The sequence below is a fragment of the Mycobacterium sp. HUMS_12744610 genome (genome assembly GCF_041206865.1).
GTDB classification, from domain to species: domain Bacteria; phylum Actinomycetota; class Actinomycetes; order Mycobacteriales; family Mycobacteriaceae; genus Mycobacterium; species Mycobacterium servetii.
Genome location: NZ_JBGEDP010000001.1, coordinates 5,914,492 through 5,928,070 on the forward strand (window position 1 = coordinate 5,914,492; position 13,579 = coordinate 5,928,070).

Annotated in this window: 12 protein-coding genes and 5 pseudogenes; 11 read left to right on the forward strand and 6 right to left on the reverse strand. The window is 70.3% G+C overall.

Annotated features, from left to right (window positions below; translation table 11 throughout):
• Positions 1 to 26: 26 nt before the first annotated feature.
• The gene (locus tag AB8998_RS28725) at positions 27 to 656 is read right to left on the reverse strand and encodes a TetR/AcrR family transcriptional regulator (protein WP_369741273.1); all 630 of its coding nucleotides are present in this window, start codon (positions 654 to 656) and stop codon (positions 27 to 29) included.
• 142 nt (positions 657 to 798) lie between these two features.
• Between AB8998_RS28725 and AB8998_RS28730 the strand changes: the two genes are divergently transcribed.
• Together AB8998_RS28730 and AB8998_RS28735 are read left to right on the forward strand one after the other, a co-directional pair.
• Positions 799 to 1,440 (forward strand): TetR/AcrR family transcriptional regulator, encoded by a 642-nt coding sequence (locus tag AB8998_RS28730; RefSeq protein WP_369741815.1) that lies wholly within the window; start codon positions 799 to 801, stop codon positions 1,438 to 1,440.
• A pseudogene (locus tag AB8998_RS28735) lies at positions 1,437 to 2,229 on the forward strand (LLM class flavin-dependent oxidoreductase); the annotation flags it as partial. The gene AB8998_RS28730 and the pseudogene AB8998_RS28735, both read left to right, overlap by 4 nt.
• Positions 2,230 to 2,286: 57 nt before the next feature.
• On the opposite strand, the gene AB8998_RS28740 reads toward AB8998_RS28735, so the two are convergent.
• On the reverse strand, positions 2,287 to 2,754 hold the full coding sequence (locus AB8998_RS28740) for an SRPBCC family protein (protein ID WP_369741275.1): 468 nt from the start codon (positions 2,752 to 2,754) through the stop codon (positions 2,287 to 2,289).
• 86 nt (positions 2,755 to 2,840) lie between these two features.
• On the opposite strand from AB8998_RS28740, the gene AB8998_RS28745 reads away from it, so the two are divergent.
• The 4 genes from AB8998_RS28745 (at position 2,841) to AB8998_RS28760 (ending at position 6,559) form a co-directional block, all read left to right on the forward strand.
• The gene (locus AB8998_RS28745) at positions 2,841 to 3,662 is read left to right on the forward strand and encodes a mycofactocin-coupled SDR family oxidoreductase (RefSeq protein ID WP_369741276.1); all 822 of its coding nucleotides are present in this window, start codon (positions 2,841 to 2,843) and stop codon (positions 3,660 to 3,662) included.
• Between the two features lie 76 nt (positions 3,663 to 3,738).
• A complete protein-coding gene (locus AB8998_RS28750; protein WP_369741277.1) occupies positions 3,739 to 3,951 on the forward strand; it encodes a heavy-metal-associated domain-containing protein in 213 nt (70 codons plus the stop codon).
• Positions 3,952 to 4,145: 194 nt separating this feature from the next.
• Entirely contained in the window at positions 4,146 to 5,510 is a 1,365-nt protein-coding gene (locus AB8998_RS28755; RefSeq protein WP_369741278.1) for an alpha/beta hydrolase, read from the forward strand.
• Between the two features lie 239 nt (positions 5,511 to 5,749).
• Positions 5,750 to 6,559, forward strand: coding sequence for a polysaccharide deacetylase family protein (locus AB8998_RS28760; RefSeq protein ID WP_369741279.1), 810 nt, complete (start codon positions 5,750 to 5,752; stop codon positions 6,557 to 6,559).
• A gap of 13 nt (positions 6,560 to 6,572) precedes the next feature.
• Here AB8998_RS28760 and AB8998_RS28765 read toward each other — a convergent pair whose 3' ends face one another.
• Positions 6,573 to 7,022, reverse strand: a complete 450-nt coding sequence (locus tag AB8998_RS28765) for a MarR family winged helix-turn-helix transcriptional regulator (RefSeq protein ID WP_369741280.1) — start codon at positions 7,020 to 7,022, stop codon at positions 6,573 to 6,575.
• 75 nt (positions 7,023 to 7,097) lie between these two features.
• On the opposite strand from AB8998_RS28765, the pseudogene AB8998_RS28770 reads away from it, so the two are divergent.
• From AB8998_RS28770 to fadD1, 5 genes and pseudogenes are all read left to right on the forward strand, one after another.
• A pseudogene (locus AB8998_RS28770) lies at positions 7,098 to 7,975 on the forward strand (CE1 family esterase).
• Positions 7,976 to 8,047: 72 nt separating this feature from the next.
• Complete coding sequence (locus AB8998_RS28775; protein ID WP_369741281.1) at positions 8,048 to 9,337, forward strand: lipase family protein; 1,290 nt, start codon at positions 8,048 to 8,050, stop codon at positions 9,335 to 9,337.
• A gap of 99 nt (positions 9,338 to 9,436) precedes the next feature.
• A complete protein-coding gene (locus AB8998_RS28780; RefSeq protein ID WP_369741816.1) occupies positions 9,437 to 10,003 on the forward strand; it encodes a TetR/AcrR family transcriptional regulator in 567 nt (188 codons plus the stop codon).
• A 37-nt stretch (positions 10,004 to 10,040) separates the two neighbouring features.
• Complete coding sequence (locus AB8998_RS28785) at positions 10,041 to 10,808, forward strand: SDR family NAD(P)-dependent oxidoreductase (RefSeq protein ID WP_369741282.1); 768 nt, start codon at positions 10,041 to 10,043, stop codon at positions 10,806 to 10,808.
• Positions 10,809 to 10,876: 68 nt separating this feature from the next.
• Positions 10,877 to 12,514, forward strand: coding sequence for a fatty-acid--CoA ligase FadD1 (fadD1, locus tag AB8998_RS28790; protein ID WP_369741283.1), 1,638 nt, complete (start codon positions 10,877 to 10,879; stop codon positions 12,512 to 12,514).
• On the opposite strand, the pseudogene AB8998_RS28795 reads toward fadD1, so the two are convergent.
• From AB8998_RS28795 to AB8998_RS28805, 3 pseudogenes are all read right to left on the reverse strand, one after another.
• Positions 12,459 to 12,626 (reverse strand): annotated as a pseudogene (locus AB8998_RS28795) (MarR family transcriptional regulator); the annotation flags it as partial. The gene fadD1 and the pseudogene AB8998_RS28795 sit on opposite strands and share 56 nt — an antisense overlap.
• Positions 12,625 to 12,984: pseudogene (locus AB8998_RS28800) on the reverse strand (CoA transferase); the annotation flags it as partial. The pseudogenes AB8998_RS28795 and AB8998_RS28800, both read right to left, overlap by 2 nt.
• 184 nt (positions 12,985 to 13,168) lie before the next feature.
• Positions 13,169 to 13,579, reverse strand: a pseudogene (locus AB8998_RS28805) (Zn-ribbon domain-containing OB-fold protein); the annotation flags it as partial.

The following is a 13,579-nucleotide window of genomic DNA, read 5'->3' on the forward strand; positions in this document are numbered from 1 at the left end:
CCCCGACTATATAATCAATCGTTTGATCATATCAAGGGTGCGTCGCCGAGCAGCGTGCCCCCGACCATCCGCTTGGCCGCCGCCAGCGCCGCGTGGTAGTCCTCCGGCGACAGGGTGGCCGCCAGTTCGGTCAAGCCGTAGACCAGCGAGTAGACGGCTTCGACCGCGCCGTGCGGATTCACCCATCCGGCCAGCTCACCCCGCTGGTGGCCATCGGCGACGACGGTCTCGATGATCTCGCGCAAGGCGTGGAAGCCGGTGTCGTGCGGGGCCCGGTAGCCCGGCGCGGCGGCGCCCTCGGCCCGGATCGCCCACTCGAAGGCGGCCAGGTCGGGATACTCGCGCATCAGCCGGCCCGACTCCTCGAGCAGCGCCTCGATTCGGTCGACGACGTCGCCGGGCCCGGCGGAGGCCGCCCGCAACCGCGGCAGCGCCACCTCGGTCCGCTCCGCGACGGCGGCCTCGATGAGCTCGGACTTGGTCGGGAAGTAGTTATAGAGGCTGGCGCTGGTCACCCGCGCGGTGCGGGCGATCTGGCGGATCGTCGCCCGCGAGTAGCCGACCTCGGCCACGCAGCGCATGGTCGCGGCGATGATCCGCCGCCGGGTCTCCTCGCCGCTGGAGCCGACCGGGCGACCCAGTCGCGTCTTGGTCATCGTGGTGTTCCTCCTGCCGACGCACGGTCCGTCGGGCGCGGCGTCGGCACGGCCGAATACGATCGGATGATCGATTAGTGTGGCACGGGCGCGGAGGTGCGCGGTGGGAGTTCGGCCGCCCAACGGACGGGCGTCACGCGGCATGGCCGGCACCGCGGCCCGGCCGGGCCGCCCGGTGGGCGCCGACGGTGCCCAGACCCGCGCGCGAATCCTGGGCGCAGCCATGCGCTGCGTGGCCGAGGTCGGCTACTCGCGGGCGACGATCCGCCAGATCGCGCGGACCGCCGAGATGACCAGCGGCAGCCTGTATCACTACTTTTCCAACAAGTCCGAGTTGCTCGACGCGGCCGCGCGCGAGATCCAGGAGATCGCCGTGCCCCGGCTGCGGGCCGCCGCCGCGCAAGCCGACGACGTCGTCGGGCGCCTCGAGGCCGTGCTGGAGGAGTCGGATCGGCTGATGCGCGAGTATCCGGACCTCGCCGCGTTCGAGCGGGCGATCCGCGCCGAGACCGCCGTCGCCGGGGCCGCGCGGCCGCCGCACGCGGGACTGCAGGCCCTGCGCGCCGTCATCGGCGAAATCATCGAGGACGCCCGGGCCCGGGGATCGCTGCCCGCCGACACCGATCCGGGCGCCGCGGTGGACGCCCTCTACGCCCTGACGCGGGGTCTGACGGAGCGGGCGGCCAGCCTGGCCCCCGCGCCCTACGCCGCCACGCTGGCCGCGGCCAAAGGGCTGATCCGGGGGACGTTGTTCGCGCGCGGGCCCGGCGGTTCCCGGCGTTGAGCCAGCTCACCGTGCTGCGGCTCAACATGACCAACGTCGCCGATCCGTCGACGCGCCACCGGGCCGCGCTCGAGATGGCGGAGTACGCCGACGGGCACGGATTCACCGCGGTGAGCGGCGAAGAACACCACCCGGCGGCCACCGGTTGGCTCCCGTCGCCGCTCATCCTGGCCGCGGCGCTGGCCGGGCGGACGCGCAACGTGCGCATCAGCATCAACGCCCTGATCGTGCCGCTCTACGACCCGGTTCGCCTCGCCGAGGACGTCGCCGTGCTCGACAACCTCGCCCAAGGCCGATTCGGCTTCGTGGCGGGCATGGGCTACCGGCCCGAGGAGTACCACGCCGCGGGCAGGGGCTGGTCGCGGCGGGCGGCGCTGATGGACGAGTGCCTGGGGGTGCTGATCCAGGCGTGGGGCGACGAGCCCTTCGACTATCGGGGCACGCTCGTCAACGTCACGCCGAAGCCGTGCACGCGTCCGCATCCGGTGTCCTTCGTCGGGGGCATGACCGTCGCGGCGGCCCCCCGCGCGGCGCGCTTCGGACTGCCGTTCTCGCCGCCGATGGCCATGCCCGATCGTCGAAGCCGTGTATCGGCGGGAGCTGAGCGAGCGCGGCAAAACCGGGTTCGTCCACCGCCCCGAGAACGGCAGCACCGTGACGCCGCTGCACGACGATCCCGACGAAGCCTGGACGCGGTACGGCGCGTTCGGGATGAACGAGACCGCCGAATACAGCGCGTGGAAGCGGGCGGGGGTGCCGCGGCCCAACGAAACCGCCGCCGCCTCGATCGAGGCGGGCTGGGCCCGCCTTCGGCTATGGCCGAGAAGGTGCTGACCCGCGTGTCAATCAGCGCGTGGCGTAGCGATCGCGCAGCTTGGTCAGTGTCGCCTCGATGCCCGCGGCGTTGGTCTTGCGGGCGCCGCTGAGTTCGAAGTACTTGTTCTTGACCGGGCCGGCGTCGCGGTAGTCGAACGTCTCGGTGACCCGCGTCAGCGTCGGCGACAGCGCCTCGAACTCCCACCGCCAGCGGTGGCCCATCGGATGACGCCACTCGACCACTTCGTCCGGCGTCAGGGCGGTGATCGTGCTGGTGATGCGGTACGGCACACCATAGAGCTTCATGTTGGTCGAGAACTTCGACCCGACGACGACTTGCGCGGGAGCTTTGACGGTGTCGCGAACGGTGCCCGACCCGTCGAGCTCACAGTGGCGGCGCGGGTCGGCGGCCAGCGCGTAGAGCTCCGACACCGGCGCGGCCACTTCCACGGACCGGCTTACCTGCCGGGGCCCGGCATCGACGACGGTGACGGTCACGATGTCTCCCTCCGGTCAGGCGGCTGCGCCGGGACGAACATTACGCTTCGCCGAGTGGGTCTTGGCGAGAAAGGAAGTCCATAATCATGAGCCAGTCGATCCCGGGCAGGGTGGCGCTGATCACCGGCGCCGCGCGCGGACAGGGCCGGGCACACGCGGTGCGGCTCAGCGCCGAAGGCGCCGACATCATCGCGGTCGACATCGCCGGACCCCTGCCGCCCAGCGTTCCCTACGACTCGGCGACGCCGGACGACCTGGCGGAGACGGCGCGCCTGGTCGGCGCCAACGGCAGGCGGGCCGTCGCCGCAGTGGTGGACATCCGCGACCTCGACGCGCTCAAAGCCGCGGTCGACGGCGCGGTCGGCGAGCTCGGCCGGCTCGACATCATCGTCGCCAACGCCGGCATCTGCAGCCCGGCGCCCTGGGATCGGATCACCCCCGAGGCGTTCCGCGACACCATCGACACGAACGTGACCGGCACCTGGAACACCGTGATGGCCGGTGCGCCGCACATCGTCGACGGCGGTCGCGGCGGCTCGATCGTGCTGATCGGATCGGCCGCCGGCATCAACATGCAGGCGTTCATGATCCACTACACCGCCAGCAAACACGCCGTGGTCGGGATGGCGCGCGCCTTCGCCGCCGAACTCGGCCGGCACAACATCCGCGTCAACAGCCTTAACCCGGGCGCTGTCGCCACCCCGATGGGCACCGGGCGGATGCGCGACGCGTTGCGTTCGGCCGCCGACAGCTACCCGCATCTGCGCGGCCTGCACAAGCCGCTGCTGCCGGAAGGCGTCGCGCAGCCCGAGGACGTCGCCGACGCGGTCGCCTGGCTGGTTTCCGACGCGTCCCGGCTGGTGACGGCCAGTCAGGTGTCGGTGGACATCGGGGTCGGCTACGTCTGAGGCCGGCTAGGCATACCTTGGGGGTGGCGGTGTTCGCCGGGTTGATACCCCTGCCGGGGATGAGGGAAGGAGCGTCGTGGCGACGAGCGAATACCAGGTCACCGGGATGACCTGTGGGCACTGCGAGGCCGCCGTACGCGGCGAGGTGAGCCAGCTCCCGGGCGTCGAGCGGGTGGACGTGAGCGCGGACACCGGCAGACTCGTCGTCACTAGTTCCACGCCACTGGACCCCGCCGCGGTGCTCGCGGCCGTGGACGAGGCCGGCTTCGAAGCGGTCCCCGTGGCGTGAGCGCGGACCCACCGATGCCCGAGAGCGCCGCGATGGCGTTCTGCAGCGTCTTCGTCGTCGGTAACGGTTTGCGCCCGCGCTCGTTTGCCGCCGGGACGCGCCCGGGCGGTATGGGATAGTTGATTCCGGCCTTTCGCGTCATCGCTGGGGGAACATGATGCCGGCCGCGACGGAATTAGCGAAGGTCAGGACTGTTGAGCAACTTCTTCGACCGGCTGTCTTTGCTGCACGGCTGGTTGCCGGCGACGGCCCAGGGGTTGGCGCTGTTCGTGACCTTCGCCGCGGTCGGGTGGCACCGTCGGCGTTGGCGTAGCTGGGCGCTGCCCGCGGTGCTGGGCGTCGCGGCGGCGGTGACCGCGCTGTCGTACTGGTACATCACGACGCTGGGCGTGGCCGGCGACCCTGCCCCGGTCACGCTGTGGCTTTGGATAGGGATGAGCGGACTCGCCGCCGCGGTGCTCGTGCTCGGCTGGCCGGGTGCCCGGTGGTGGCGGCGCGGGCTGGCGCTGCTGTCGGTGCCCCTGTGCGCGCTGTGCGCGACCCTGGCGCTGAACGGCTGGGTCGGCTACTTCCCCACGGTGCGCGCCGCGTGGAATCAGCTCACGGGGGTGCCGCTGCCCGACCAGATCGACCGGCTACGGGTGACCGAGATGCAGATCGCGCGGACCCGGCCGACCAAGGGCGTCGTGGTGCCGGTGATGACCGGCACCGACGGGTCGCACTTCCCGCACCGCCAGGAGCTGGTGTACCTGCCGCCGGCCTGGTTCGGCAGCAATCCGCCGCCGCGGCTGCCGGCGGTGCTGATGATCAGTTCGGCCTTCAACACCCCGGCCGACTGGCTGCGCGCGGGTAACGCGTTCAACACCGTCGACGACTTCGCCGCCCGCCATCACGGATTCGCGCCGGCCCTGGTGTTCGCCGACGCCACCGGCTCGTTCGACAACGACACCGAGTGCGTCAACGGCCGCCGCGGCAATGCGGCCGACCACCTGACCAAAGACGTCGTCCCGTTCGTCGTCTCGAATTTCGGCGTGAGTGCCGACCGCGCCAACTGGGGCGTCGTGGGCTGGTCGATGGGCGGTACGTGCGCCGTGGACCTGACCGTCATGCACCCGGAGACGTTCAGCGCGTTCGTCGACATCGCCGGTGACCGCGGGCCCGACATCGGCGGGCGGGAGCAGACGATCACCCGGCTGTTCGCCGGCGACGCCGCCGCCTGGGCGTCGTTCGACCCGGCGACCGTCATGGCCCGGCACGGTCACTACTCCGGGGTGTCGGGATGGTTCGACGTTCCCTCGTCGAGGACCCAGAACCTCGCCGAGGCCGGCACCACCCTCGCCACCGCGAGCGTCGACCCCGCCGCCAACCCCGAGGGTCAGGACACCGCAGCCCGGGCGCTGTGCGAGATCGCCGGCGCACACGGCATCGACTGCGCGGTGGTCACCCAGCCGGGCCGGCACGACTGGCCGTTCGCCGCCCAGGCGTTCGCCGCCTCGCTGCCGTGGCTGGCCGCGAAACTGAACACTCCCGAGACCGAACCCGTCCCGTTCCGGCACTGACCGCGGCCCGGTGCGGCCGCGCACGCGGACCCGGCCGAGCGGGGCGGGAAAACGTTGCCGATTCGATACGAATTTCACAGCTGACCCTCCCGTCACGAACCCGGCGCATTTGCTGCGGCGGTGCTACCGTTCGCTGCTGTGACGGCAAGGTCGGGCCATGCGGACGGTCGGCGCGCGGGACGGCCCGGTGCGCGCGGCCCACGGGCCCTCCGCCCGACCGGCTCAGGGCCGGCCCGGTGATGAACCGCCGCCGCTTCCTCGGGTCGCTCGCCGCGTCGGTGGTCGCCGGCGTCGGTGCCGCCCGCCTCGTCGTCGATCCGCCACCCCGGACGTTCGCGCAGGCCGCGGCAGGTTCCGTGCCCACCTCCGGTCCCCCCGCCCCGCAGGCCCTGTTGCCGCCCCCGCCGCCGAGCGCGCGCATCCCGCTACCCGGCGGCGGCGCACTGCGCACGATCCCCGGCCAAGGCGATCTGCTCGCGCTGACCCTCGACGACGGCGTCAACAGCGATGTGGTCCGCGCCTACACGCAACTCGCCCGGGACACCGGTGTGCGGATGACGTTCTTCGTCAACGGTATCTACGACTCCTGGACCGAGAACCGCGACATGTTGCTGCCGCTGGTGGAATCCGGGCAGATTCAGCTCGGCAACCACACCTGGTCGCATCCGGACCTAACGGCGGTGTCCCACAGCAGGATTGCCGACGAACTCACCCGCAACGACGAATTCCTGAAGAAGACCTACGGCGTCGGCGCGAAACCCTACTACCGGCCCCCCTATGCCAAGCGCAACGCCACCGTCGACGGGGTGGCAGCCTACCTCGGCTATACCGCCCCGACGTTATGGTCGGGCTCGTTGTCGGATTCGACGTTGATCACCGAGGACTGCATCGTGCAGATGGCCGACCAGTACTTCACCCCGCAGGCCATCGTGATCGGTCACCTCAACCACCTGCCCGTCACGCACGTCTACCCGCAACTGATCGACATCATCCGGTCGCGGAGCCTGCGTACCGTCACGCTCAACGACGTGTTCCTCAGAACCCCGTAGCGGGCAAGCGCCGTCAGACGTCGGGCGTCGGAGAATTGGCGGCGAGCAACAGTTGCAGGCTCTCCCGCAGTTCGGTCAACCGGCGGCGCCCCAGGGTGGTCTCCCAGCGCGCCTCCAATTCCATTGCGCTGGAGTGCATTACACGCAGGGCATGGCGGCCTCGCGCAGTCAGATCGACGATCCGCGCGCGGGCGTCGTGGGGATCGGGCACCCGGGCGACATAGCCCTGCCGCTCCAGGGCGGCGATCCCCTGGGCCACCGCCTGCCGACTCACCTTGAGGCGGTCGGCGAGGTCGGACGCGTGCATCCCCCCGTTCATCAGCGGGACCAGCGCAACCGCCTGCGCGGGGCGGATCCCGTCGAGCCCCGCCGCGGCAAACGCGGCACGCAGGTGGGGAGCCCGCGACGCCGCCAGGAGGTTCACCAAAGTCGGCAGGGTGGGCTCCCAGTCGACGTCGCGCATGACGAACAGTGTGCCACGATCCCCGCGATTGACAATTTACTTGTCAAAAACGGGCGCCGCCGCCACGTTGAGATCATGCGATCTCGATGTGCCCGGGCGCTGGGCGGGTTCCTGCTGCCGATCCTGGTCGTCGTGCTCGGCGGGCGCCTGGGCGGCGGACATGCGACGGGAATGCCAGGGCCCCAACCGATCCCGGTGGGACAGTCCACCCAGACCATCCGATCGGGCGGCGTCGCCAGGACCTTCCACCTGTACCGCCCGCCGGGATTGACCGACGCGGTGCCGTTGGTGGTGATGCTGCACGGGGGCTTCGGCAGCGGCGCCCAGGCCGAGCGCTCCTATCGCTGAAACGCCGGGACCTGTTGCGGCGAACCCCGGCGCGGCAACGTCGACGATGTCGCATTCATCACGTCGATGGTGGGCGCCATCGAGGAGCAGATGCCGATCGACCGCACCCGCGTCTATGTGACCGGGGTGTCGAACGGGGCCATGATGGCGTTGCGCCTGGGCTGTCAGAGCGACATTTTCGCCGCGATCGCCCCGGTGGCGGGCACCCTGCTGGCCGACTGCCCGCGGGCCCGGCCGGCGTCGGTCCTGCAGATCCACGGCACCGAGACGACCGGGTGCGGTATGCCGGCGGGCCCGGAAAAGCGTTCGGGGTCAACGGCGCCCCGCGTGTCGACGGGCCCTCGGCGGAGTCGGTCAACGCCACCTGGCGTGCCACCGACGCCTGCGGGCCGCCCACCTCGGCCACCGCCGGCGACGTCACCACGCAAACCGCCGGCTGCGCCGACGGGCGGACCGTGGAGTTGATCTCGGTGGCCGGCGCGGGGCACCAGTGGCCCGGCGGCGCGCGCACGCCGCTGGCCGAGCTCGCCGGCGTACCCGAGCCGTCGACGGCGCTGGATGCGACCGACACCATCTGGCGATTCTTCGACGCGCACCGCGGCTAGACCGGCCAACCCAATCTCTAAAACCTTAGAGATTGCCTTCCGCTGACGGGCGGTGATTGTTACCGTTCCGTAATGCGCCGGTTTGGGGGAATCTTCGCGGTCCTACTGCTGATCGTTGCCGCATCGGCCGGCGTAGCAGACGCCCGGGCCGACGGCGGCGACGAGCCGCGATACGCCGAGTTCTACCTTCCGCCGGACCCGCTGCCGCCCGGCCGGCCCGGTGACCTGATCCGCACCGAGCCGTCGCGGCTGGTGCTTGAGCCCTCCGGCCAGTTGGGCGCGATCATGGCCACCGGCACCCGGATCATGTACCGCAGCACCGACACCCGTGGCAATCCGATCGCGGTCACCGGCACCTACTTCGAGCCCTACAACGACTGGCCGGGCAACGGACCGCGGCCCCTGATCAGCTATGCGCCCGGCACGCAAGGCCAGGGCAATCAATGCGCCCCATCGCGAATGTTCAACCAGGGCATCCACTATTCGGGTGGCTGGGACATCATGTTCAACTACGAAGAGATGTTCGTCGCCACCATGGTCGCCCGTGGCTTCGCCGTCGTGATGACCGACTACGAAGGCCTCGGCACCGTCTCCATGCACACCTACGTGGGCCGGGTGGCCGAGGGACAAGCGGTGCTCGACGCTGCCCGGGCGGCCATGCACTTGCCCGAAACTTCCCTGGATCCGCATGGGCCCGTTGCCTTCTGGGGATATTCCCAAGGCGGCGGCGCGACCGCGTCGGCAGCCGAACTTGCCTCGTCCTACGCCCCGGAGCTACACATCGTGGGTACCTACGCCGGGGCGCCGCCAGCCAACCTCAAGGAGCTGTTCCCCTACGCCGACGGCAGCGCCCTGGTCGGCGTCGTCGGATATGCGCTCAACAGCGTGATGGCCGCCTATCCCGAAGCCGCCGACCTGATCCGCTCGAAGATGACTCCGCGCGGGCTGGCGATGCTGGAGTCGGTGTCGCGGCAATGCGTCGGCCAGACCATCCTCGACTTCATGTTCCGTCACCTGCAGCCTTACTTCACCGAAGACATCGGCCAGTTGGTCAACGAGGAACCGTTCAGCACCCTGCTGGACGAGCAGAGGATCGGCCGCCACAAACCCAACGCGCCGGTGCTGATCGACAGCAACCGTTACGACCCGCTGGTGCCATGGACGGCGGCGAACCAACTCGGCCGCGACTGGTGCGACCAGGGCGCCGACGTCGAATTCCGCACCAACGAAGAGCCGCCCTTCCTCAACAAGCTCGTCATCAATCACGCCCTGCCAATGCTCGTCGACGGTGAACCGGCCATGCAGTGGGTCGCCGCCCGCTTCAACGGCGAACCCACAGCGCCGAACTGTGGTGATTTCTGAACCCTCTGGGGTCCCTCGTCCGGCGGATAGACTGGGCGCATCGCTGCACGTAGAAAGCACAACGCGCCCGCGCGGCGGCGCCAGCTCGCCGACGCCGCGATCGAACTGCTCGGCGAGAACGGGGTCCACGGCGTCAGTCACCCGAAGGTCGATGAGCACGCCGGCGTGCCGGCCGGCACCGCGTCGTTCTACTTCCGGACCCGCAAGGCGCTGCTGCACGCCGTCGCCACCCGGCTCGCCGAACTCGACGTGGCCGACTTCTCGCTGGTGGCCGAACTTGCCGAGGACCAGTCGACGCAATTCACGGGCACCGCGGGGCTGGCCCGCATCGTCATGTACGTCAACAGCGAACCCTGGTTGACCCGCGCCAAGGCGCGTTACGAGCTCGTGTTGCTCGCCGGCCGAGATCCCGAGCTGACGGCGATCCTGAGTGAGTCCGCGGCGCGGCTGTACGCGCTGGCACGCGAGGCCGTGACGCAGTGGTATCCCGCCGGCAGCGCGCCGGACCCGGCGCTGATCGAAGACCAGGCAGTCGCCACGCTGGCGTTCATCAACGGGGTCATGTTGACCTTCGTGGCGGGCCAGCCCGTCGTCGATGACGCCGAACGCCTCGACCGCCTGATCCGGGGCGTCATCGCGGGCGTGGCGCAAGTCCGCGGCGGCTGACGCATGGGCCGACATCACCGGCGGTAGCGTCTTGGGCATGTCAGATGCGTCACCACTGCACGACCGACGGATCCTGGTCACCGGCGCAGCGACGGGGATCGGCGCGGCCGCCGTCGGAGTCCTCACCCAGGCGGGCGCCGAGGTCGTCGCCACCTACCACCGGACACCGCCGCCCAACGACCTCGCGGCCACCTGGCTGCAGTGCGATGCCCGCGATCCCGACGCGGTCTCGGCGACGGTGCACGGTGCTGCCGAACACCTGGGCGGGCTCGACGTGCTGGTCAACGCCGCCGGGCTGTGGCAGGCCGGGATACCGGGATACATCGGCCCCGAAGAGATCTCGTTCCTGCTGGACACCAACGTCAAGGCGACGATCCTGACCAACCAGGCCGTCTACGCGGTGATGAAGGACCAGGATCCCAAGGGCGGCAATATCATCAACTTCGGTTCGTCGGAAGCCGCTATGGGTAGCCCGATCTCGGCCGTCTACGCCGCCACCAAGGGAGCCGTGCAGGCGTGGACGCGGTCGGCCGCCAAGGCCTGGGCCGCCGACAAGGTCACCGTCAACGCGCTGGCGCCGGCGGTACAGACGCCCGGCGCCGAGCGGTTGCGGGAGTTCTTGGGCCCCGAGGCCGGCGCGCTCATCGACCAGCAGATGCAGATGATGATCCCGCTCGGCGGCACGCTGGGGGATCCCGCGCGCGACGTCGGCCCCATGCTGGTATTCCTGGCCGGTTCCGGCTCGGACTTCATCACCGGGCAACTGCTCGCCGTCGATGGCGGGCTGATGATGGTGGGCGGATAGGGCGCCGCGGCGCCCCGCTAGTATAAGACGGACCGTCTTGTCTCGTTAACGTTGAGTAGGTGGCCCCGATGACCGAGGACACGATTCAGGCGCTGCTGCGCAAGCGCATGTCGGATACGGCGGTGGCCGTCAAACACGCCGATTTGCAATGGGATTGGGACCGATACCTCGCCGAGGCGGCGGCCCGCGCGGCGGCCCTGATCGCCGCCGCCGACCCGGAGCGGCCGTTGCACGTCGGCGCGCTGCTGGGCAACAACCCCGAGATGCTGAGCCAGATGGCGGCGGCCGGGCTCGGCGGCTACGTGCTGTGCGGCCTGAACACCACCCGGCGCGGCGAGGCGCTGGCCGCCGACATCTCGCGCGCACACTGCCAGTTCGTCGTGACCGACGCCGAACACCGGCCGCTGCTGGACGGCCTGGACCTCGAGGGGACGCGGGTCCTGGACACCTCGACACCGCAGTGGGCCGAATTCGTCGCGGCCGCCGGTGAACTCGTCCCCCATCGGCAGGTCACCGCGATGGACCCGTTCATGATGATCTTCACCTCCGGCACGAGCGGAAACCCCAAGGCCGTGCAGGTCTCCCACCTGATGGCCACGTTCGCCGGCCTCAACCTGGCCCAGCGCTTCGCCCTGACCGAGCGGGACACCTGCTATGTGTCCATGCCGCTGTTCCACTCCAACGCGGTGGTCGCGGGCTGGGCTCCCGCGGTGGTCTCCGGCGCGGCGATCGTGCCGGCGAAGTTCTCGGCGAGCAGCTTCCTCGACGACGTCCGCCGCTACGGCGCGACCTACATGAACTACGTGGGCAAGCCGCTCGCCTACATCCTGGCCACCCCGGAACGCGACGACGACGCCGACAACCCGCTGCGCGTCGCCTTCGGTAACGAGGCCAACGACAAGGACATCGAGGAGTTCGCGCGCCGCTTCGGTGTCCAGGTCGAGGACGGCTTCGGCTCCACCGAGAACGCCGTCATGGTGATCCGCGAACCCGGCACGCCCAAGGGCTCGATCGGCCGGGGGGCCGAGGGGGTCGCGGTGTACAACAGCGACACCGTCACCGAGTGCGCGATCGCGCGGTTCGACGCCGACGGCGCGCTCGCCAACGCCGACGAGGCGATCGGCGAGCTGGTCAACACGACGGGTTCGGGCTTCTTCACCGGCTACTACAACGACCCAGACGCCAACGCCGAGCGCATGCGCCACGGCATGTACTGGTCGGGCGACCTCGCCTACAAGGACGCCGACGGCTGGATCTACCTGGCCGGGCGCACCGCCGACTGGATGCGGGTGGACGGCGAGAACCTGACCGCGGCGCCGATCGAACGGATCCTGTTGCGCCACGGCGCAATCAACCGCGTCGCGGTGTACGCCGTCCCGGACGAGCGCGTCGGCGACCAGGTGATGGCCGCGGTCGTGCTCAACGAAGGCCACACCCTCGACCCCGACTCGTTCGCGGCGTTCCTCGACGCCCAGCCCGACCTGTCACCCAAGGCCCGCCCGCGGTATGTCCGCATCGCCGCCGACCTGCCCAGCACCGCCACCCACAAGGTGCTCAAACGCCGGCTGATCGCCGATGGCACGACGATAGGCGAGGGCGAAACGCTCTGGGAGCGCGAACCGCGCGGCACCGCCTACCGCAGCGCCGCACCTACTCCCGCGGCGCGCGGCGGCGGATCTGCCCCTTCGACCGCCGCACCCGTTTGACCGGATCCCTGGCCGTGCCGCAGGCGATCTCGTCGCACAGTTGCGTGATGTTGGCGATGTCCGCGTACAGGCCGCGGATCGCGTAGTCCAGGACGGCGAAGGAGAAGCGCTCCCGTCGCGCCGAACGGCGTCACGGCCACCACCACCGCGGCCGGGCCGGTGTGGGCGGTGATGTCCTCGAGCGTCCACCCGTCGGTCAGGTCGGTGACCACGATGTCGGCGCCGGCCAGCAGCGCAGCGATCTGCCCCTCCTCGCGGCGCACGACCGAGCGCTTGCCGGCCGCGAGGTAGTCGAACAGCGCTCCGGGCGCCCCGCCAGCCGACCAGCGGCGCATCGAATCTCCCTGTGGGGATTCGAGTTTGACGACGTCGGCCCCGGCGTCGGCGAACATCTTGCCGCAGTACGATGCGGCGATGCCGTTGGACGACTCCAGCACGCGCCAGTCGGCGAAGGGGGCCGTCACGTTCAGTGGCCCAAAGTGGTCGCGCGTCCCGCGATCCCGGTCACCTCGGCCGTCACCGGCTGCGCTCCCTGTGCCCGCGAGGCGAATTGGGTCATGCGCGTCCAGGCGTCGCGGTCCCGCCGGCCGGCCCGGTGCCCGACGTGGGTGACCACGTCGACGTCGGTGGCCTGGGCGCGCAGGTACCCGGCCAGTCGGCGGGCTCGTAGCGCAGCATCGTGACGTCGTGCTCGGGATAGTCGAAGAAGACCGGACGCACCCGCATCCCGACCCGCAGGCCGTCGGGATCGACGTTGACCATCTCGGTGGAAAGCCTCGGTCCCTCATCCCATTCGACGATGGCGAGCAGTTGCGGCACGGCGTCGGCGAAGTGCGGGCCGACGGGCCTGCGGGCCACCGTGTAGGTGTACAGCGTTCCCAGGCCCGAGATCTCGCACCACTCCAGGTCGCCGGCCAGGGTGCGCGGGGCGCGCACCCGGGGATAGAACACGTAGCTGCCCGACGACGGCGAATACTGGATGACGATGCGGTGCTGGGCCAGCGCGTCCCAAAACGGCGCAGTGGTAGGCGTTTTGACCGGCATCGGCCGTTCGAAGGTGGTCAC

Coding starts and splice junctions, on each gene's coding strand:
- AB8998_RS28725 (WP_369741273.1), bottom strand. CDS start 656: ATGACCAAGACGCGACTGGGTCGCCCGGTCGGCTCCAGCGGCGAGGAG.
- AB8998_RS28730 (WP_369741815.1), top strand. CDS start 799: ATGGCCGGCACCGCGGCCCGGCCGGGCCGCCCGGTGGGCGCCGACGGT.
- AB8998_RS28745 (WP_369741276.1), top strand. CDS start 2,841: ATGAGCCAGTCGATCCCGGGCAGGGTGGCGCTGATCACCGGCGCCGCG.
- AB8998_RS28760 (WP_369741279.1), top strand. CDS start 5,750: ATGAACCGCCGCCGCTTCCTCGGGTCGCTCGCCGCGTCGGTGGTCGCC.
- AB8998_RS28765 (WP_369741280.1), bottom strand. CDS start 7,022: ATGCGCGACGTCGACTGGGAGCCCACCCTGCCGACTTTGGTGAACCTC.
- AB8998_RS28775 (WP_369741281.1), top strand. CDS start 8,048: ATGCGCCGGTTTGGGGGAATCTTCGCGGTCCTACTGCTGATCGTTGCC.
- AB8998_RS28785 (WP_369741282.1), top strand. CDS start 10,041: ATGTCAGATGCGTCACCACTGCACGACCGACGGATCCTGGTCACCGGC.
- fadD1 (WP_369741283.1), top strand. CDS start 10,877: ATGACCGAGGACACGATTCAGGCGCTGCTGCGCAAGCGCATGTCGGAT.